Source organism: Sphingobacterium thalpophilum, from assembly GCF_901482695.1.
Classification (GTDB): Bacteria; Bacteroidota; Bacteroidia; order Sphingobacteriales; family Sphingobacteriaceae; genus Sphingobacterium; species Sphingobacterium thalpophilum.
On record NZ_LR590484.1, the window covers coordinates 1,760,427 to 1,781,792 of the forward strand.

Below are 21,366 nucleotides of genomic sequence, written 5' to 3' on the forward strand. Positions count from 1 at the left end.
GTCTATCGCATGAAGCATGCATGAAGGATGCTTCTGTTACCCTGTGAGGCTTTTGCAGGTAACCTGGTTTAAACTGGAGAAAAACAGCTGTATATTATTCAAGTAAAAAGGGAACCTTATGAAGTTCCCTTTTGTGCTTTTATTTTTTCCCTCACTAATTCAAATACAATAGGTAGTACGGACACAACTATAATAAGCAATACCACTTTAGAGAAATTCTCCCTAACTATTGGAATATTACCGAGAAAGTAACCGGCCAACGTAATGCCACCCACCCATAATACCGCGCCGATTACGTTATAGGTAATGAAAGTCCCATATCTCATTTTCCCTATGCCACCCACAAATGGTGCTAACGTACGTACGATTGGTACAAAACGTGCTATGACGATGGTTTTACTTCCATATTTTTCGTAAAATGCATGTGTCTTGGCGATCTGTTCATCCTTGACAACCCGTTTACCAAACAACTTAAACTGAGTTAACCGCATGCCAAAGTGCTTACCAATGGAATAATTAAGTGAATCACCTGTAATTGCAGCGATCAATAAGACAAAAATCATAAGCCAGACGTTCAGATCATTGGGTTGTGCAGCTAGCATCCCTGCGGCGAATAACAGTGAATCGCCCGGTAAAAAAGGCATTACAACTACCCCTGTTTCTACAAAAATAATCAGAAACAAAATGAGATATGTCCAAAGCTGATAGTCATTGACTATTTCAACCAGATGCTTATCGATGTGGAGGATAAAGTCAATAAGGTGTGTGATTATTTCCAAAACCGATATGAAAATTAAGCGTTATTCAACATTACTGGCATCACCAACATCAAAATATCGGCATGGTCCTCAGAAGTTGCAGGGACCAATAGACCAGCACGATTTGGTGTGCTCATTTCGATCACAACCTCTTCACTTTCCAGATTGTTTAACATTTCAACTAAAAACTTCGCATTAAAGCCGATCTCCATATCATCGCCTTCAAACTGACAGGATAAGCGCTCGTGTGCCTCATTAGAGAAATCCAGATCCTCTGCAGAAATATGAAGTTCGCTACCTGATATTTTTAAACGTACCTGATGTGTAGTTTTATTAGCAAAAATAACAACCCTTCTCAACGTGTTTAAGAAAAGTAATCTGTCAACAGTCAGTTTATTTGGATTAACTTGAGGAATTACTGCAGCATAATCTGGATAGCGCTCATCTATCAAACGACAGATCAGATTGATGTTACCAAAACTAAAAAATGCATTTGTCTGATTGTACTCAATGGAAACTGTAGTATCATCAGATGGCAGTGAAGATTTTAATAGGGAAAGTGCTTTTTTGGGTAAGATAAGCGATGCTGGTTTTTCAGCACCGATATCTGTCCGGGTATAGCGTACCAATTTATGTGCATCTGTCGAAACAAAAGTCACATTTTTTTCTTCCAATTGGACCAGAACGCCTGACATTGCTGGTCTCAGCTCGTCATTGCTAACAGCAAAGATGGTTTTGCTAATAGCCTCTGAGAGAATCGGGGCTGGCATCTGGATAATCGATCCGCTGTCAATAGAAGGAATTTTAGGAAAGTCATCTGCGTTTTCGCCACTCAATTTATATTTACCGTCACCTGCGCTGATTTCAATAGCTAAGGTATTCATATCTACTGAAAATGCTACCGGCTGATCCGGAAGAGTCTTTAGTGTCTCTATCAAAATCTTTGAAGGCATCGCTACCCTTCCCTCTTCTTTTGCCTCGATCGGTAAGGAAGTAACCATACTTGTCTGTAGATCCGTAGCAGAAATAGTCAAGTTATTATCTTTTATTTCAAAAAGAAAGTTTTCCAAGATTGGCAAAACAGTACTTGTACTAGATGCTCCATTGATAGCTTGTAACTGCTTTAATAAAATTGATGTTGATACAATGAATCTCATTTCCTAAATACTAATTATTATGTGCAATAATACACAAATTAATCAATATTTTTCAGTTTTGTAAGCGCCTTTCTTTCCACACTCAGACATTTAATGTACTTAAATAAGCGATTGTATTTCAACTAATAAGCACGCTTTCAAAAGTATAGAAATCAAATTCACCCAGATAAATCACAATATTTAGTACATTTGTATAATAGCGAAAGTGTATGCAGTTTAAGGATATCATTGGGCATAAAGACATCAAGGAACATCTCGTTCGTACGGTTCTGGAAAACCGTGTGAGTCATGCGCAGTTATTTCTGGGGCCCGAAGGCTCTGGGAGCCTTGCTTTGGCTTATGCATATGCCCAATTTCTGAATTGCGAAAACAAGCAACCCACAGACAGCTGTGGTACCTGTCCAGCCTGTCGCAAGTATAGTAAACTGATCCATCCAGACTTGCACATGTCATACCCTTTTATCGCGAAACACAAAGAAGATACCGCGACAGATTATGCAGAGAACTGGCGGAAAGCTTTTATGAACAATCCCTATATGGGACTTGAATATTGGCGGAACCAGCTGGATGCAGACAACAAGCAGGTGAATATCAATATTGCAGAAGCACATGGTATCATCAAAAAATTAAGTCTTAAAGCGTTCGAAGCCGAGTATAAAGTTTTGATCATGTGGTTGCCTGAATATCTAGATACACAAGGCAATGCGCTATTAAAATTGATTGAAGAACCTCCTGAAAAGACCTTGTTTATTTTGGTCGCGGAGAATCCGGATAAAATACTAAATACGATCATTTCGCGGACCCAGTTGGTCAAAATAAAGAAACTGGAACATATGGAAGTTGTTCAGCATTTGAAAGCTACACAGCAGCTTACCGAACAAGAAGCTTCTGAGATTGCTTTTATCGCTGACGGAAATATGCAGGTGGCCCTTAATCAGTTACAAACCCAAGGCAATAACCATTTTGGGACTTTAGTAAACTGGCTACGTTTTATCGTATCGGATGCCGGCACAAATATGATTTCATTAGTGGAGGATGATCTGTCTAAAATGGGGCGGGAAAATCAAAAAAGCTTCCTTTTTTATGCTATCAACATGATGCGTCAGATCATCTTGATCAAAGGAGGGCTTTCCAGTCTAGTATTCCTATCCACTAAAGAATTGGACTTTGTGCAAAAATTTTCAGCACATTATAATATTGAACAAATTGAAGCAACCATAAATCTATTGGAGGAAACGCATTATTTTGTGGAAAGAAATGCAAATCCCAAAATATTATTTTTAGATTTATCTTTGCAGTTAACATTAATATACAAATACAAAACGATTCCGAAAGGAACTCAATATATATAAATATAAAACTATGGGATGTGGCAGTTGCTCATCCGGCGGAGGTTGCGGTAGTACCACAGCAAATGGTGTACCAGCAGGATGCCAAAATAACGGTTCCTGCATGACCAGCGGATGTAATAAATTAGATGTATATGACTGGCTTTCCGATATGGATATGCCATCAAACTATAAACCATTTAATATCGTCGAAGTACGATTTAAAGGATCTCGGAAAGATTTCTTTATCAATACAGACAACCTATACCTGGAAATGGGAGAAATGGTCGTCGTCGAACCATCAACTGGTGGTTATGATGTGGGGCATGTGTCGTTGACAGGTGAACTAGTACGTCTACAATTGAAAAAGAATAATGTGACGCCGGAATCGGTGACAAAAAAGATCTATCGAAAACCGAACGAAGTGGACGTTGAGAAATACAATGCTGCGAAGGATCTAGAATGGGAAACCATGCATAGAGCCCGTAAGCTCGCTTTAGACCTCGGCTTATCCATGAAAATTTCGGACGTAGACTATCAGGGTGATAAAACGAAAGCGACGTTTTATTACACAGCCGAAGGCCGTGTGGATTTTCGGGAGCTGATCAAGAAAATGGCAGAAGCTTTCCGCATTCGGATTGAAATGCGTCAAATTGGTATGCGTCAGGAAGCCAGCCGGCTTGGCGGAATTGGATCCTGTGGCCGCGAGCTCTGCTGTTCGACTTGGCTGACAGACTTCAAAACGGTATCTACATCTGCTGCTCGATATCAAAACTTATCGCTGAATACGCTAAAGCTTGCAGGACAATGCGGGAAATTGAAATGTTGTCTTAATTATGAATTGGATAGCTACATGGATGCACTTAAAGATATTCCAAATAATATTGACCGGATTGAAACCCAGAAGGGCGTTGCTTACCTACAGAAAACCGATATCTTTAAAAAGATGATGTGGTTTTCTTTCCCCGGTGCCGAAAACTGGATCGCAATGACAGTGCAGCAGGTGAAAGAGCTTGTAGAAATGAACAAACAGGGCATTAAGCCCGAAGCTATATCCAGTGCTTTGGCAACCGAGGATGTAAGGGAGGAAAAGATTGCCAATTTTGATTATGAGAACGTAGTCGGCCAAGATAGTTTGACACGACTGGATGATCGTAATAAAAAGAAGAAAAAGCGTAAATCAAAAAACACTAACGCAAAGTCGGAAGGTAAAAACAATCAGAAAAACGACAGAACGGAACAAACTTCTCCAAAACAGGCTTCGGGCAGACAGCAAGGCACAGGAGATGGCGTAAATACATCTGCAACTACGGTTAAAGAGTCTAAAGAAGGACAAACAAATAAGCCAAAAAAACGCTTCAACCGTCACAGAAACAAAAATAGAGGCAATAACAACAGTGCTGCTCCAAAAGCAGAATAAAAAACGGATATGCCTAATTTAAAATCTTAGGCATATTCTATTTTATAGATATCATCATGAGACAAAAGGCTTTTCTCGTTGGAATTTTATGTATGGGTCTTTTCACATCTTGTGAGCAGACGGCAATCTTAAATGAAGATAAACCTATTGACAATAAAACTTGGCTGAATACATCACATCCCAATTTTCAGTTCCATATTACTGATAAGACAAAGAAATATGATGTATTCATACATGTACGCCATACTCCAGAGTACGCTTTTTCGAATCTTTTTGTCCTCATTCACCAACAAGGTCCGGATAAAAAACAGCTTACTTTTCGCAAAGAAATAAAATTGGCACAATCCGATGGAAAATGGATAGGTACATCGTCTGGCAGCCTCTATAGCCAGCAATCACTGATTCACCAAAATTACCTTTTCCCGGATACTGGACGCTATAATATCTCCGTCGAACAAAACATGCGTGAAAATCCTTTAAAAGAAATTACTGATATCGGTTTAACTATAATACCAAAATAATGCGGAATTCATTGCGATACCTTCTTTTGCCTTTTTCCGTTTTATATGGCCTGATCGTGTGGGTCAGAAACCGTCTCTATGACGCTGGGATCCTGAGCTCTCAATCCTTTTCTACACCTACCATCGTGATCGGTAACTTAGCTGTCGGGGGAACAGGGAAAAGCCCCATGACCGAATTCGTTGCCTCTCTCCTAAGAAAGCAATATAAAATTGCGATACTTAGCCGCGGATATGGACGTTCGACCCGCGGATTTTTCGAAGTGACGGTAAGCTCTTCTGCGCGCGAAGTGGGCGACGAACCGCTACAATTCAAAAACAAGTTTCCAGATATAACTGTGGCTGTTTGCGAGGACCGCTGCAAGGGCATTAAAAAGCTAGAGAAAGATCATGAGGTAATTATATTAGATGATGCCTACCAACACCGAAGATTATCGGCCTTGTTCCATATCCTCCTCTTTGATTTCCAGTCGTTCGAACAGCCCATGTTCGTATTCCCAGCTGGCAATTTTAGAGATTTATTGCTCGAAGCCAAGCGTGCCCAGATCATCGCTATTACCAAATGTCCTCTCTTTCTTCCTATTGAGGCTAAAATGCGCATCGAAAGAAAGATCCGTCAATATAATAAAAAAGCGTTGCTAGTGTTCACCCATATAAATTACTTTGATCCTATAGATCGAAAAGGAAGACATGTAAGCTTGCAGGATAAGCATATCGTTTTGGTCACTGGAATAGCCAAACCACAGCCATTGATAGATTATGTCAGCAGAAGAGCAAATATCGTTACACATGTTTCCTTTACTGATCACCACCAATTCAATATGTCCGATATTGATCATATTCTAACAAGCTACCAGTCGATCTCCTATCCTCAAAAATTAATATTAACTACCGAAAAAGATTATCAGCGTCTGAAGCCATTTATACAACATTTTACCGGAGTGGAACTGGCATACTTACCAATCGGCCTACAGTTTAATGATGCCGTACAGAGACAACTGTTTAGCAGTGCATTGAACCAAATTCTCACTTCCAGTGTTAATCAACATTAAATACTGTTAATCAACCTTAAATTTTGTTAAGCCTTACCGTTCCATTAAACTTTTTCGGGAAATTTATATTCAGTATAAAATAGAATATTAAAATATAACGTGATGAAAAAGACAATTTTGACGGTATTGGGTTCATTACTCTTAATGACTACAGCCACTTATGCCCAGCAGCGCGAACAGCGGAGTCCTGAAGAACAAGCTAAACATCGTGTGGAACGTTTGGATAAACTATTAACACTCAATCAGACACAAAAGGACTCCATCTATAACCTGACACTAGAACAAGCTAAACAGCGCGCTTCCTCGAAAAAAGATGGTGGAGACCGTAAAGCCAACATGGAAAGGTTTAGGCAGATGCAAGAAGCACAGGCTATTAAGATAAAGTCATGGCTGACTCCGGAACAGATCAAATTATTTGATGAACAGCAGGAAAAAATGAGAGATAGAATGTCAAAACATTCAGGAAACCAAAATTAAGTACAAGAACGGAAATGATTGATCTCCCGTCGTATCAAGTATATAACGCTCGATAACCGCAATATCATTCACTTATTTAACAACTGCTCTGGTATCGAAAGCTACTGGAGCAGTCTGCTTTTAAAGTTCGCCCAAATCAAAACCCCTTTCAGCTTTTTCGACAGCAATAGGTCAGCGAACCACTTAATTCTGTCCCCCCCCCCTCATTCCTAGCCATGACCGTGCACATAAAAACCTCATTTTTAGCGCAGTAAACAGCCATGATATGTTAAAATAACGTTAAAGTAACATATTTGATACAACAAAATAGATAGTGCTATAGTTTTTATAGAAAAGAGTGTGACAATAATTTTTAAATATAAAAGCTATGAAAAAGATTATTTTAACAGGTATAGGGCTTTGCCTGACATTGGCCCTAACATTCGCACAACAGCGTACCCCTGAGGAAACAGCTGCGAAAGCGACGACTGAACTGGTGCAAAAATTGAATCTAAATGACGAACAAAAAACAGCGGTATCAACCATTCTATTGGATCAGGCCAAAGCAGAAGACACTATTTTAAAAGATAAAAGTGCAACTTCAGAGGCGAAAAGTGAAGCTCTGAGCAAACTGCAGACAGAAGTAGATACGAAAGTAAATCAACTACTGACCGAAGATCAAAAGAATATCTACCAAAAAGTCATTTCCGAACGTCCTGCAAAAGTTGTCCCAAACACGCCTGAGCCTTCTAAACCCGACACAGTTGCCCACAAATAGGTAAGACATCCATAAATTCATTGAATAATTCACATAAAATTAGACAGTATGAAAAAATTATTTTTGACAGGTATTGGCTTCTTTTTAGCCATCACCCTAACATTCGCACAGCAAACTACACCAGAAGAAAATGCGACTAAAGTGGTAACCGAGCTGGTAACGAAACTTTCGTTAAATGATGAACAAAAGACGGCAATATCAACAATCGTTTTAGATCAAGAAAAAGCTGTTGCTACGGTTCTCCAAGACAGCAGTACGACAGCGGATGCTAAAAAAGAGAATATAGCAAAACTTCAAAGTGAATCGGATAGTAAAATTTCGCAGTTACTAACAGACGATCAGAAAGCAACTTATCAAAAATATGTCGAAGAAAGACCTCCAGTGAGTATTCCAGATCCACAAAAAAATACCGAACAGGAGGAATCTAACAATGAACAAAATAATCAGCAATAATAACCCTCTATTTTTAGCACTTACCACTGGATAGAGCAATAACCTATTCAGTGGTTTTTTGCTTTGTTACTTAACAGCAAGTTCGATACTAAATAGAAAGGCTGTTCATTTTCATGAACAGCCTTTCTATTTAGCCCGACACAGCGAAAACTATGATTTCAATTTTTTCATAATATCGCTAACATAAGTCTTAAATTTCTTGTCCGTTTCAATGAGATCCTCAACGGTTTGACATGCGTAAATGACCGTTGAATGGTCTCTTCCTCCAAAGAACGCGCCGATTGATTTGAGCGAAGATTTGGTATGAGCTTTTGCTAAATACATCGAAATTTGCCTGGCTTGCACGATTTCACGCTTCCTGACTTTCGATTTTACCATGTCCACAGGAACTTCAAAATATTCACAAACCAGTTTCTGGATGAAATCCATCGAAATTTCCTTGTGCGTATTTTTCACAAAATTCTTCAGCATTGACTTTGCTAAGCCTAGATCAATTTCTTTTTTGTTTAGTGTAGATTGAGCCAATAAAGAAACCATAGCTCCCTCCAGCTCACGAACGCTATTATCAATTTGCGTCGCTACATACTCGACCACATTTTCAGGTAATTCGATGCCGTCAGAATACATTTTCTTCTTCAAAATCGCCATTCTCGTTTCAAGGTCCGGAATTTGAATATCTGCAGACAGTCCCCATTTAAAACGACTAAGCAAACGTTCCTCCAAACCAGCCAAATCTTTTGGGGCCTTGTCCGAAGTTAAAATAATTTGCTTACCAGATTGATGCAAATGATTGAATATATGGAAGAAAATATCCTGTGTTTTTTCCTTTCCAGCAAAGTTATGCACATCATCCATAATGATGACATCCATTGCCTGATAGAAATTCACGAAATCATTGATCGTATTGTTTTTCAATGAATCCACAAACTGCTGACAGAACTTTTCACAGGACACATAAATGACCAACTTATCGGAAAGATTTCTTTTAATTTCATTCCCGATAGCTTGAGCAAGATGAGTCTTTCCTAAACCTACATCACCATAGATCATCAAAGGATTGAATGATGTACCGCCGGGCTTATTGGCTACGGCATACCCCGCGGAGCGAGCAAGCCGGTTACATTCTCCCTCAATAAAATTCTCAAATGTGTAGTTTTGATTCAACTGCGGATCAACCTGCAATTTCTTTAATCCCGGAATGACAAATGGGTTTTTAATGTCTCTATTTAATGAGACTGGCACTGGGATCGATTGCCTCTTCCCCTCCGCTCCATTGCCATTCGAAGGAAGATTAGTCGTGTAGGGATGCGAAGCCGATGACTTCTCCACTACGATATTGTATTCCAATCTACCTTGTTCTCCCAGAAACTTTTTTACTGTCTTACGAAGAATACCTACATAGTGCTCCTCAAGCCACTCGTAAAAAAATAAACTAGGCACTTGAATAGTCAAAACGTCACCCTCCAAACGGACTGCTTTCACAGGTTCAAACCAGGTCTTAAAACTTTGCGCCGGTATATTGTCTTTGATAATCGAAAGACAGTTATTCCAAACACTTGAATACGTTTTTTCCATTCTAAAATTGTTAATAAGTTGATTTACAATATGCGACAAAAAATATGTTGATAACTTTCTCTGAGAACGAAGATGACAAAAAAAAATCAGCTAAAAAACTAAAATATAAAATAATTACTAAAAACCTGACAATAAGCAACTTATAGTGTAAAAATGTGGAAAACTCAAGCTAAAATTGATCTCTAAAAATAATTATTAACATTCCAAATTTATTTCAAAAAAAAGAACAAAAATAGTAGCAAATAGGCTACATCTCTGCCTTAAAGGTCTACAACTAAATTAACCAAAATAAAAGCGAAATACAACCTTTGCTTCATATATTTTTAATATTAATTTTATATGAATTTAAAGCCTTATTAACATTAAGTATCACGGCTGTTGCCAATTAATTTTGATAATATAGCCAAGAACAAAAAAACTATTGTGTAACAGCTTAGTGTTAGCTGGCCGATATATCGTTTACGAAAAAAGGAAATCCCTAAACGTGATTTCCTTTTAAAATACAATGCTAATTTTATTATACGGTGTAGAGCTATCCAACCATGGTATTGGTGAGCTTACTGTCACAAAGTTTCTTACCTTCCTCCACGATAGCCGACGCATCATAATGGCAGTTTTTCCATTGGGCATTTTGCTCCGCGTGTTCAACAATTCGATCCGGGATCCCCAACCGCACAACATGGCTGTTATACCCATGATCAGCCATAAATTCCAATACAGCTGAACCTATACCACCTTGGAGGCAACCATCTTCAACGGTAATAATCTTCTTGAATTTTCTAAACACCTGATGCAGTAGCTCTTCGTCCAGAGGTTTGGCAAAGCGCAGATCATAATGCGCAGGATGTATACCATGTTCATTGAGCTGCTGTACCGCTTTGACAGCTTCGTTACCGATGGCTCCAAAACTTAGAATAGCGAGCTCTTCCCCTTCCGTAATCACCCTACCTTTTCCAATCTCAATTTCCGTAAATGGACGGCGCCAGTCCGGCATTACGCCATTTCCTCTTGGATACCGGATAACAAACGGTCCCTTATCAGTTAACTGTGCGGTATACATTAAGTTCCGGAGTTCTTCCTCATTCATCGGCGCTGTTACCGTCAAGTTTGGTATACAGCGCATAAAAGCAATATCATAGGCTCCATGGTGCGTAGCACCATCTGCTCCGACCACCCCTGCGCGGTCCAGACAAAACACCACATTTAAGTTTTGCAGTGCTACATCATGGATAACCTGATCGTACCCACGTTGCATAAACGATGAATATATATTGCAGAACGGTAATAACCCCTGCGTAGCCAGCCCAGCGCTGAAGGTAACCGCATGCTGCTCGGCAATACCAACATCAAATGCCCGATCAGGCATTGCTTTCATCATAATATTCATCGAAGACCCCGAAGGCATTGCCGGTGTGATTCCAACGATCTTGGAATTTTCTTCAGCAAGTTCAACCAAGGTGTGACCAAAAACATCCTGATATTTAGGAGCCACCGGTCTATCGCTGGAAGACTTCTTAATCTCACCTGTAATCTTATCAAATAAGCCGGGTGCATGCCATTTGGTCTGATCTTTTTCAGCCAGAGCAAACCCCTTTCCCTTGATGGTAACAACATGCAATAATTTCGGCCCGGGAATATGTTTGAGGTCTTCGAGCGTCTTTGCAAGCTTTTTTACATCATGCCCATCAACTGGTCCAAAATATCTAAAATTCAAGGACTCAAAGAGATTGGCATTCTTTAACAAGGTTCCCTTGATGCTTTTCTCCAATTTTTTAACAATACCGAGCGCATTAGGTCCCACTTCCGAAATTTTGGTCAGCACAGCTGCGATATCATCCCGAAATCTATTATAGCGTTTTGACGTGGTAATACTAGTCAAATACTCTTTAAGTGCTCCCACATTGGGATCTATAGACATGCAATTGTCATTCAAAATCACCAATAGGTTAGATTTGGAAATACCGGCATGGTTCAGTGCTTCGAAGGACATTCCACCTGTCAATGCTCCGTCACCGATGACCGCTATATGCTGACGGTCTTTCTCACCTTTTATCTGCGAAGCTACAGCCATACCTAGAGCCGCAGAAACTGATGTGGAAGAGTGACCAACACCAAATGCATCATATTCGGATTCAGAACGGTTAGGAAAACCGGAAATTCCATTTTCTATGCGATTTGTATGGAATACTTCCCGACGTCCGGTCAGTATTTTATGACCATACGCCTGGTGACCAACATCCCAAATCAACTGATCATAAGGCGTATTCATCACATAGTGTAATGCCACTGTTAACTCTACGACTCCCAAACTTGCTGCAAAGTGACCTCCATTTACCGAAACCTGATCAATGATAAATTGACGTAATTCCTGGCTGAGTTGTTCCAATTGGTCTTCCTTTAGCGTTTTAAGATCAGAGGGATCGTTTATTTTACTTAATAATTCTCCAGCCTCAAATTGCATAGTCCTGCTAATTACATTAAATGTTCACACAAAGTAACGACAATTTTATTTAATCTTTAAAACAAATCGCAATCACATATTGAACTACAACAAATAAATACAGGAATAGTTTGGCTATGCCCAATTGCGAACCATTTTATTATGTAAATTTGTATAAGATATGCAAGTAGAAGAAGGTTACGAAATCAGGCTTCCTCAATTCGAGGGACCTTTTGATTTATTACTATTTTTTATCGAGCGGGATGAATTGAATATTCATGATATCCCTATTTCGAGAATAACCGACGATTTTTTGTCTTACCTAAGTCAGATGCACGCGTTGAATATGGAGATGGCCAGCGAATTTATTTTTGTAGCCTCTACGTTGATGCGCATTAAAGCTAAAATGCTTCTGCCCCGCCCCGAAATGGACGAAAATGAAAACGAAGTCGACTTGCGCGAGGACCTTGTTCAGAAGCTTATTCTCTACAAACAGTTTAAAGAAGCCTGTGAGGATCTAAGGTCAATGGAAGAAAGCCGTCTGAAGTGCTATAGACGCGGCAATATACACTATGATATACGACAAATGCTTCAACTGGATGCTACAGGCGAAAACTTAGACAGCTTTGATCTTTACGGGCTGATGATGATCTACGAGCAAATGATGTATCAGTACCGGAATAGGCCACCAGAAGTGACGCATACCGTCATCAAGTATCCCTATACCATTGAGCAGCAGAAAAAAGCGATCGCTGAACTCATCGAAATAAACAAGAAGCTGGACTTTCAGCAGATACTTAAAAACTCTGAAAACAAGATTCAGTTTGTATACAATTTTCTGGCCATTCTTGAAATGCTCCAGCAACGTCTGCTGCAGATTGAAGTGGGATTGGGATATAACAATTTCAACGTACAGGAAAGGGCTCCTCATCAAGAAGAGCTGCTTGTTGAAGAAGAGCTTGACCAGTAGAAAATATAAAAAGGGTAAAATCTATCGCAATTTTACCCTTAGTACTGCTAATTATTCAGTTAGCCATAACATTAATTTTTTTTCTTAAAAGCATTCCAGCCCTGCGCGGTAATCGGGTACACATTGCCAGATTTTGATATCATTTCGCAGCCTTCAGATGCGGGCGTTATATAACCGATAATACTGATATCAGGCTGATTCTTAATTTTATCGTGGTCAGACTGAGCAACGGTAAATAACAATTCGTAATCTTCACCACCATTGAGCGCTGCTACTGTAGGATCTATACCAAACTCGCGGCCAGTATCGTAAGTCATTTGGTCTAAAGGTATCTTCTCCTCATATAGCCGACAACCTTTATCAGACTGTTTACAAATATGCAGGATCTCGGAGGCTAATCCGTCGGAAACATCCATCATGGCGGTCGGCTTAACTGCCAATTTCGCAAATAATTCAATAATATCCTTCCGTGCTTCTGGTTTCAACTGGCGCTCCACAATATAATCTTTCCCTTCCAGGTCTGGCTGCACACTCGGATTTTCCAGATAGATCTTCTTTTCGCGTTCCAGAAGCTGCAATCCCATGTAAGCAGCGCCCAGATCTCCGGAAACACATAACAAATCCCCCTCTTGTGCTCCGTTCCGGTAAACAATAGTATCGGCATCTGCATAACCTATGCTTGTCACCGAGATAACCAGCCCCTGTGCTGATGCCGAGGTATCTCCACCAACCAAATCAACATGGTATTTTTTACAAGCGATAAGCGCTCCCTGGTAGATTTCCTCAACAGCCTCCAAAGGAAACCTGGAAGATAGACCAATCGAAAATGTGATTTGAGAAGCGATCCCATTCATTGCATAAATATCACTCAAATTGACTTGTACAGCCTTATATCCCAGATGCTTCAATGGAACGTATCTCAAGTCAAAATGAATTCCCTCCAGAAGCAGGTCGGTAGAAACTAAAGTTCTTTTTCCTTCAAAATCCAATACCGCTGCGTCATCACCGATACCCTTTATCGTCGACTTTTCATTAAGCTCTACAGCTTTACTTATATAATCTATCAAGCCAAATTCACCGATCTCTTCAAGATTGGTCCGCTCTGTATTGTCAAAATCAAACATGCTAATTATTTTAATACTTTATCCTAATATTTGTCCAAGAGCCTATAGCACGTTGGCAATGCGTTGTCAGTGCTGTCAGGCTTGGTGAAGATCCAGTTGACACGCCAGTTCTCAATGGAAACTAGTGCGATGGAAAGTCAGCAGATCGGTCCCCAGATCCCCAAATTACAATCCCAACCGGGCAGATATCTCCAACATCCGTTCGATCGGACGTTGCGCTCGTAGAATGACATCTTCCGGTAAGAGAATTTCCGGAGACTCATACTTCAGACAATTGTATAATTTCTCCAGTGTGTTCAACTTCATATGTGGGCAGTCATTACATGCGCAAGCATTGTTAGGAGGTGCAGGAATAAATGTTTTATCCGGGCTCGCCTTTTGCATCTGATAAAGTATGCCAGATTCGGTAGCAACAATATAGGATTTTGCACTATCTGTCTGGGTAAACTTAAGCATACCTGCCGTAGAACCAATATAATCTGCCTTGGCCAGAATGTGGTCTTCACACTCCGGATGTGCGATGAATTTTGCGTCAGGATGTTCACGCTTCAGGCGATCGATTTTATCTTGGGAAAATATCTCGTGTACCATACAGGCCCCATTCCACAAAACCAGATCACGCCCAGTTTTCTTCTTAACATAGGCACCGAGATTACGGTCGGGACCAAAAATAATTTTCTGTTCAGGAGGTAGGCTTTCTACAATCTGCACCGCATTGCTTGATGTGCATACGATGTCAGAAAGCGCCTTTAACTCGGCAGTACAATTGACGTATGTGATGACCAAATGATCGGGGTATTGCTCCTTAAACTTCGCAAAAAGATGTGGTGGGCAGGAATCCGACAACGAACAGCCCGCTTTAGCGTCGGGTAGGATAACCTTTTTTTCCGGGGATAAAATTTTAGCCGTTTCAGCCATAAAATGTACTCCGGCAAATACAATTAAATCTGCATCCGTTTTGGCAGCCTCTTGCGACAAGCCGAGGCTGTCACCTATATAATCTGCAATATCCTGAATTTCAGACTCCTGATAATAATGAGCCAGAATTACAGCATTTTTCTCCTTCTTCAGTCGCTGAATCTCAACAACTAAGTCCAACGAAGGGTCAATGGGAGCATCAATATAACCTTTTGCTTGAAGCTCATAATTTACAATTTCCATGTGAATACATTCAACAGTTATGAACAACAAAAATAAGCATTGTTATATATATAAAAGTCAATAAAAAAACAAATTAACAGATTACAGTTTGGAACTAATATAATACAATAATAGTAAATATAAATAAATTAATTAATTTAAAATAAATACACATACTTTTACACCGCTGCAAAGGCTCCTAGAATGTAATATTCGGCAGCATATCCATTATCAATGGTTCTATAGCATCCTGAACGGGTTTGTTTTGATATCTTTCGCCCACTGAAAATCACTTTCTTCAATTCTTACCTAGCACATTTCTCCGCACATTCTTAGGGATAATACAAAACAAGGAAAAATAATGGACAAACCGAAGTTTAATTACCAACACCAATAAGAAGTCACAACTCGAAGCCGACAGATTTGGAAAATAACAATCCTGCTCGACATATGCATAGATCAGGAAACTGTGGTCTTAGATAATTAAGTAAAGGCTTTAGGAGTGATTTATTTGTACTCTCGGAAAAATAATATATATATATGCGAATGTAAAAGGGTTTGTGGCGCTTAGCGGCTCATCCTAAGCGCGCCCAGATTCAGTTATTTGCGTACATGTTTGGCCAATCTATTTTTTGTTTAATTCTGAATGGCCTTCAGCATAGTATATGTGGAAAGTTAAGTATGTAGTTAGATGTGATCAGTTGAACAGCAAAGCTCCCAACAATCGAATAAACCTATCTAACTACTTTTAAATCGGAATTATTAAAATCTCAGCGCATTTGATTGCTACCGCCGTTGTTGTTCTGTCCAAAACGCGTTCTGTGAAGTTGAGTCTACTATAGAAAACCTATTAGGATCGAATGTTTGAAGTTTCTAAAAACACACTTACAATTATAGCATTCTAAATTGATAGCACCAATCATATGCGTTTGCAATATTTGTAGCAACACGATCATAATATACTTAAAATAAATATATTACAAGATCAAAATAGGTATATTAAACTTCTACACTATAAAGGGAAGAAAAATTTAAATTAAAATAAAAAAACTAATAATATAAGAAATTTATTATATATATAAATCATTTAATGTCGCAGACTGATGGATTCAGAATAAGCTATTTCCGATAAATTTCCGTTATCAAAAATCTACGGCGCGCAAAAGCGATTCATTTTGTAAGACAAAGCCTCTGAGCTTTCCATATAAAAATAGAAATCGTATTCAATATTGTATAGCACAATCTGAGAGGCTTTATTTCGTTTTCCCAGTATACGTAAAGTGACCGAGCAAATATAGTAAATTGATTCATTTTAACTAACATCCCCTAAATACAATTCCGTCCACAGACATTTTCAATAGGTAACTGTTTCTCGCTATAGTAAGTTGAGGCACTCTGAATCGCTTAAAAATTTCCGAAGCCAAACATTTCAAAACCATCGAAATGTGATCGCGTTTATTATTCTAAGGCGATTAGTGGCGCATATAAGCTTCTAAAAAGAAGTATCACCAAAATATTGCAAGCATATTCGCTTTATTTTATAAGAAATATCCCTTTAATTTTGGTCAATTGTTCTAAAAAGTCTACTCAAATAGCCTAAGAAGTGCAAGAAATTGACTGAAGTTTTTAAATAATTAAATATCCGGCTCTAAAGTGCTTTGAAAGAAAAAATTCCAAACAAATTTTTCGTTTCTATCGATTGATAACAATACAAGCCTTAAAATACTTCAAGATCTACAAAAAGGAAACTAAACCCGTCTAAAATGTCATAAAAATCTATTTAAAAAATTATGTAATAAATATCCACTTCTAAAAGGCTTTATATGCCGGCTAGAATTTTACATTTCGAAAATAAACCCAATGACAATTCGCTATTTGAATAGGGGAGCCAATAGATTCTCAGATATCCAAATCTCAGAGGGTTTATTCGATGTTGACAAAACTAAACAAAGATTTTTGAATGTAATCCACAATCTTCTTTTTCAATAAATACTAATTTTTTTAAATAGAGGATCTCTTATTGTTTATTAGGCTGTGGAAAACTGGGATAATTTGCTGTCTCATGATTTTGAATTTTGTTTTTCATAGAGTTTTCAACAATTTTTCAACAGACTATACCGATTAATAGGCTGATTTTTAAAAGTATAAAATTTCACATTTTTTATTTTCCATAATTTTTTGTTGAATAGTTTGTGTTCACAGAATGTGGAAATCTAGGAATATTTTTGCGGATAAAATTCAAAAATTAAGGTAGGAAATAGGGGATTTGTGGAATGTCAAATACTTTTCATTTTTATTTAACCTTTTATTTACACGTTTTCCACATTTTTCGTTAATTTGATCCAGCGCTTTTGGGCAAAGTTTGTGAATTTTAAAGTTTATGGCAGATAGAAAAGTAGATTTTTTGGTCATTGGATCGGGCATAGCGGGTTTAAGCTTTGCGTTAAAGGTGTCCAAATTCGGTAAAGTGTTGATAGTCACCAAGTCAAACGAAGATGAATCCAATACGAAATATGCGCAAGGTGGAGTGGCTGCTGTTGTGGATAAATCGGATAGCTTCGAACAGCATATTATTGATACACAGATAGCTGGGGATGGATTGTGTGATGTTGAAATTGTGGAAAACGTAGTTAGAGAGGCGCCGGATCGGATTGCTGAACTTATTTCCTATGGGACGTCTTTTGATAAGGAAGAATCGGGCGTATATGATTTGGCAAAGGAGGGAGGTCATTCGGCACATCGCATCTTACATTATAAAGATATTACCGGTTATGAGATCGAGCGGGCCTTGTTGGTACAGGCGCATAGTGATCCAAATATTGAGATCGTAACACACTACTTTGCCATTGACTTGATTACACAGCACCATCTCGGCGAGTACGTTGACAAGAATCGCGAAGACATTACATGCTATGGTATTTATGCTTTTAATACGTCATCCCATCTAGTGGATAAGATTTTGAGCAAAATAACTGTTATGGCTTCCGGGGGTGCTGGGCATGTTTACTCGAGTACAACTAACCCGACGATCGCTACGGGTGATGGTATTGCGATGGTATATCGCGCTAAAGGCAGAGTTCGGAATATGGAATTTATGCAGTTTCATCCGACATCTCTCTATAATCCAAAGGAGTCGCCAGCATTTTTAGTATCTGAGGCTGTTCGCGGATTTGGTGGAATTCTAAGGCGTGTGAACGGGGAGTCTTTTATGGAGGAATATGATGAAAGGGCATCATTGGCACCTCGCGATATTGTTGCCAGGGCGATAGATGCTGAAATGAAGAAATCAGGGATTGATTATGTCTACCTAGATATTACGCATCGGGACAAAAACGATATCATTAAACACTTTCCAAATATTTATGAGAAATGTCTATCTATAGGACTCGATATGGCAAAAGATTATGTACCGGTCACCCCAGCCGCACATTATCTTTGTGGCGGTATATATGTGGACGACTTTGGAAGGAGTAGTATCAGTAATCTTTATGCTTGTGGCGAGTGTTCTTCCACGGGACTACACGGGGCAAACCGCTTGGCTTCAAATTCCTTGTTGGAGGCGCTCGTATATGCGCATCGTATATTTTTAGATGCTAGTCAATCTATCGCTTCGATATCGCATGTAGATAATGTGCCGGATTGGGACGACTCCAAAACCTCACTTTCCAACGAAGATATTCTTGTAAGCCACAACTTGCGCGAATGTCAGAAAATAATGAGCGATTATGTAGGGATTGTCCGCTCTGATTTTAGGTTGCAGAGAGCGCTTAAACGCTTACACCTATTGTATGAGGAAACAGAAGACTTTTATCGCAACACGCGCCTTTCCGTGAAGTTATGTGAGTTACGGAATGTTATTCAGGTCGCCTACATTGTCACTAAATCCGCTATGTTGAGAAAGGAAAGCAGGGGCTTGCATTATACAACAGATTATCCGAAGCATGCGGAAGTGCTGCAGGATACGATATTCTAATCTTATGGCACTTATTTTATCTGTTCTGGACAAGACTCCACTGATTGCTGAAGAATGCTTCCTGGCGCCGAACGCGACGATTGTCGGCGATGTGGCGCTTGGACATCATTGTTCCGTCTGGTTTAACGCTGTAATACGTGGAGATGTAAACTATATTCGCATTGGTAATTATACGAATATTCAAGATGCTGCAGTCATACACTGTACCTATAAAAAATGCGGTACCACTATAGGAAATTATGTTAATATTGGCCACCAGGCGATGATACATGGTTGTATTATTAACGACCATGTTCTGATCGGCATGGGGGCTATAGTAATGGATAATGCAATAGTTGAGTCCAATGTGATCGTGGCGGCCGGAGCTGTGGTTTTGGAAAACACCCGTTGTGAATCCGGCTTCCTTTACGCTGGTGTACCAGCTAAAAAAATAAAACCGTTAACGGAAGACCAGAGAGCATTGCTTCAGCAATTACCGAATAATTACGTTTTATATAGTTCTTGGTTTTAGCTTAAACGAATTAGCATAGATTAATTGTAAATGGCCTCAATTACTCTTTTTTGAGGCCATTTAGTGAAAAGCTATCTTTTTGCTCCCAGTTTGCGCGTATGGTAAATACTTTGTTTAGGTAGACCACAGGCTCTGGGAAGGTGCGTTGTTCAACGTCTCCTGTGTCCCAAATGCCATTGTTGTTATCATCTCGAATGACCCGAATCGTGTATTTACCACCCGGATACTGTTTATACAATACCTTCGGAGTATCGGCATCGATTCTATCTACACGGTATACCCTGTCTTTCTTTTCGTTGATTAGTTCAACCAAGTAAGTGGTATTGCTGTCCAGATCTGTAAAATCAAAGGTAAGATCGCCGTAGTTTTCACTGTCATCGTAGACTAATTCAATTTTCTTATCTTTATTTGTCTCTCCAAAGTATCCGTTAATTGCACCTTCGGTAAACTCAATCTGGTACTTTTTTTCTTTCCGCCAATTATAACGAATATGGTATATATTGCTGTTTGCACTATCCACTGCTAGCTGGTAGTTTGTACGTAAAAGAGAGTCTTCCTTAAATTTTACCTTCGTTTTATCGATGCTTTTTATAGGCGTAATTGCTGATACCTGTAAGTGTGTTATTCGGTCTACTTTGCCATTATTTGGGGAAAAGATAGGTTCAATTGTTTGATCTATTTTTACATTTCCTTTGCGCACCAGTATGGTATCCAGGGGAGCATCGTTTTCACTGAGAATAAGCTTTAGCGAGTCTATTTTCAAATTGGGAAGAAAGATACTGGCAGAGTCTGAGGTTTTTGAGAATCGGACAATTTTATCTTTGTTGTTGACTTCATCGTTGAGAATTTCCAGTTTTGGTTGGTCAACCCTTCTGTTGAATACCAGCAAAACACTACCATTTTTTTCAAATTTCTTCTCTTGGGTTCTGAATTTTTTTGGAATTCCCTTGAATATTTCAAGATTTATATTGCTTAAATCGCGATCGAGCACGATAGAGTCCTTTAAAAAGCCGATTTCCTCATCGGCAGCATTATATATACGGTCGTTATTTTTTTCCTGTAGCGCATATATCCTGTATGTTCCCTCGCGTAGATTGTTGAGTTTATAATTGCCTGCTGTGTCAGTCGTGGTGAAGATGTTGGCTTTCTTTTTTCCAAAGATTGAATCCTGGCTTGTTGGGATGAGAAGTACTTTTACCTCCTTGACAACTTCCTTTGTGGTGGCGCTTTTCACATTGCCCGATATGCTTAGCGAATCGATTTTATCTCCTGTAGCGAACACATAGGCATAGTTTACCAATGCATTCCCCGCGTTATAGTCGACGAGACCTTTTCCAAAGTATATACTGTAAGTTGTATTCTTCTCAAGGGAATCAGGTAAAGTAATTTCCAGATTCTTTTTTCTGACCTTGAACTGAGGAGCGCTTTCCATCTCTGGGGTGACGCTGAATTCTTTCTGCTGATTGGCAAGTTTGATATATTCATCGAACGTTATGATAATTTTTTTTGCGTGGAAGTTCTTCGAAAAGTTCGTAGGATTTTCCTGGAGAATTTTGGGCGGAATGGAATCCTTGGGGCCTCCTGTAGGCTGTTGTATGCTGGCACACTGTATGGATAGGCCAATTAGCATTAGAAACAGGCTTAAAATAAGCATTCTTGCTTTTAAGCTGCTTTTAAGCCTTTCTGAGCTACTTTTATTATTTTTTGAATAAG

17 protein-coding genes are annotated in these 21,366 nt (G+C 39.1%); 10 read left to right on the plus strand and 7 right to left on the minus strand.

The features are described 5' to 3' along the window. Nucleotides 1–116: 116 nt before the first annotated feature. Both FGL37_RS07515 and dnaN read right to left on the minus strand, forming a co-directional pair. Nucleotides 117–779: a DedA family protein gene (locus FGL37_RS07515; RefSeq protein ID WP_028071106.1), complete on the minus strand. Its 663-nt coding sequence runs from the start codon at nucleotides 777–779 to the stop codon at nucleotides 117–119. A gap of 14 nt (nucleotides 780–793) precedes the next feature. Beyond that, entirely contained in the window at nucleotides 794–1,915 is a 1,122-nt protein-coding gene (gene dnaN / locus FGL37_RS07520) for a DNA polymerase III subunit beta (RefSeq protein ID WP_028071107.1), read from the minus strand. Between the two features lie 209 nt (nucleotides 1,916–2,124). On the opposite strand from dnaN, the gene FGL37_RS07525 reads away from it, so the two are divergent. From FGL37_RS07525 to FGL37_RS07555, 7 genes are all read left to right on the plus strand, one after another. Next, the gene (locus tag FGL37_RS07525; RefSeq protein ID WP_028071108.1) at nucleotides 2,125–3,267 is read left to right on the plus strand and encodes a DNA polymerase III subunit; all 1,143 of its coding nucleotides are present in this window, start codon (nucleotides 2,125–2,127) and stop codon (nucleotides 3,265–3,267) included. Nucleotides 3,268–3,277: 10 nt separating this feature from the next. Continuing rightward, nucleotides 3,278–4,663, plus strand: coding sequence for a PSP1 domain-containing protein (locus FGL37_RS07530; protein ID WP_028071109.1), 1,386 nt, complete (start codon nucleotides 3,278–3,280; stop codon nucleotides 4,661–4,663). Nucleotides 4,664–4,719: 56 nt separating this feature from the next. Next, entirely contained in the window at nucleotides 4,720–5,184 is a 465-nt protein-coding gene (locus tag FGL37_RS07535; RefSeq protein ID WP_037533967.1) for a gliding motility lipoprotein GldH, read from the plus strand. Further along, nucleotides 5,184–6,233: a tetraacyldisaccharide 4'-kinase gene (lpxK, locus tag FGL37_RS07540; protein WP_037533969.1), complete on the plus strand. Its 1,050-nt coding sequence runs from the start codon at nucleotides 5,184–5,186 to the stop codon at nucleotides 6,231–6,233. Before FGL37_RS07535 ends, lpxK begins: the two co-directional genes overlap by 1 nt. 102 nt (nucleotides 6,234–6,335) lie before the next feature. Next, nucleotides 6,336–6,710 (plus strand): hypothetical protein, encoded by a 375-nt coding sequence (locus tag FGL37_RS07545; protein WP_138096735.1) that lies wholly within the window; start codon nucleotides 6,336–6,338, stop codon nucleotides 6,708–6,710. A 367-nt stretch (nucleotides 6,711–7,077) separates the two neighbouring features. Beyond that, on the plus strand, nucleotides 7,078–7,467 hold the full coding sequence (locus FGL37_RS07550) for a hypothetical protein (RefSeq protein ID WP_028071112.1): 390 nt from the start codon (nucleotides 7,078–7,080) through the stop codon (nucleotides 7,465–7,467). A 48-nt stretch (nucleotides 7,468–7,515) separates the two neighbouring features. Continuing rightward, entirely contained in the window at nucleotides 7,516–7,920 is a 405-nt protein-coding gene (locus tag FGL37_RS07555) for a hypothetical protein (RefSeq protein WP_028071113.1), read from the plus strand. Nucleotides 7,921–8,070: 150 nt separating this feature from the next. Here the strand turns inward: FGL37_RS07555 and dnaA are convergent, their stop codons facing one another. Both dnaA and dxs read right to left on the minus strand, forming a co-directional pair. Next, nucleotides 8,071–9,495 (minus strand): chromosomal replication initiator protein DnaA, encoded by a 1,425-nt coding sequence (gene dnaA / locus FGL37_RS07560; RefSeq protein WP_028071114.1) that lies wholly within the window; start codon nucleotides 9,493–9,495, stop codon nucleotides 8,071–8,073. Between the two features lie 532 nt (nucleotides 9,496–10,027). Beyond that, nucleotides 10,028–11,956: a 1-deoxy-D-xylulose-5-phosphate synthase gene (dxs, locus tag FGL37_RS07565; RefSeq protein ID WP_028071115.1), complete on the minus strand. Its 1,929-nt coding sequence runs from the start codon at nucleotides 11,954–11,956 to the stop codon at nucleotides 10,028–10,030. A 160-nt stretch (nucleotides 11,957–12,116) separates the two neighbouring features. On the opposite strand from dxs, the gene FGL37_RS07570 reads away from it, so the two are divergent. After that, nucleotides 12,117–12,905 (plus strand): segregation and condensation protein A, encoded by a 789-nt coding sequence (locus FGL37_RS07570; RefSeq protein ID WP_028071116.1) that lies wholly within the window; start codon nucleotides 12,117–12,119, stop codon nucleotides 12,903–12,905. Between the two features lie 71 nt (nucleotides 12,906–12,976). Here FGL37_RS07570 and thiL read toward each other — a convergent pair whose 3' ends face one another. Both thiL and nadA read right to left on the minus strand, forming a co-directional pair. Further along, nucleotides 12,977–14,029, minus strand: coding sequence for a thiamine-phosphate kinase (gene thiL / locus FGL37_RS07575; protein ID WP_028071117.1), 1,053 nt, complete (start codon nucleotides 14,027–14,029; stop codon nucleotides 12,977–12,979). A gap of 165 nt (nucleotides 14,030–14,194) precedes the next feature. Further along, on the minus strand, nucleotides 14,195–15,190 hold the full coding sequence (gene nadA, locus FGL37_RS07580; protein ID WP_028071118.1) for a quinolinate synthase NadA: 996 nt from the start codon (nucleotides 15,188–15,190) through the stop codon (nucleotides 14,195–14,197). A 2,359-nt stretch (nucleotides 15,191–17,549) separates the two neighbouring features. Between nadA and nadB the strand changes: the two genes are divergently transcribed. Both nadB and FGL37_RS07590 read left to right on the plus strand, forming a co-directional pair. Continuing rightward, nucleotides 17,550–19,142 carry an L-aspartate oxidase gene (nadB, locus tag FGL37_RS07585; protein ID WP_028071119.1) on the plus strand — a complete coding sequence of 531 codons (1,593 nt, stop codon included), beginning with the start codon at nucleotides 17,550–17,552 and terminating at the stop codon, nucleotides 19,140–19,142. A gap of 4 nt (nucleotides 19,143–19,146) precedes the next feature. Further along, on the plus strand, nucleotides 19,147–19,653 hold the full coding sequence (locus tag FGL37_RS07590) for a gamma carbonic anhydrase family protein (protein WP_028071120.1): 507 nt from the start codon (nucleotides 19,147–19,149) through the stop codon (nucleotides 19,651–19,653). Between the two features lie 40 nt (nucleotides 19,654–19,693). Here FGL37_RS07590 and FGL37_RS07595 read toward each other — a convergent pair whose 3' ends face one another. Continuing rightward, entirely contained in the window at nucleotides 19,694–21,283 is a 1,590-nt protein-coding gene (locus FGL37_RS07595; RefSeq protein WP_232048652.1) for an Ig-like domain-containing protein, read from the minus strand. Nucleotides 21,284–21,366 lie beyond the last annotated feature (83 nt).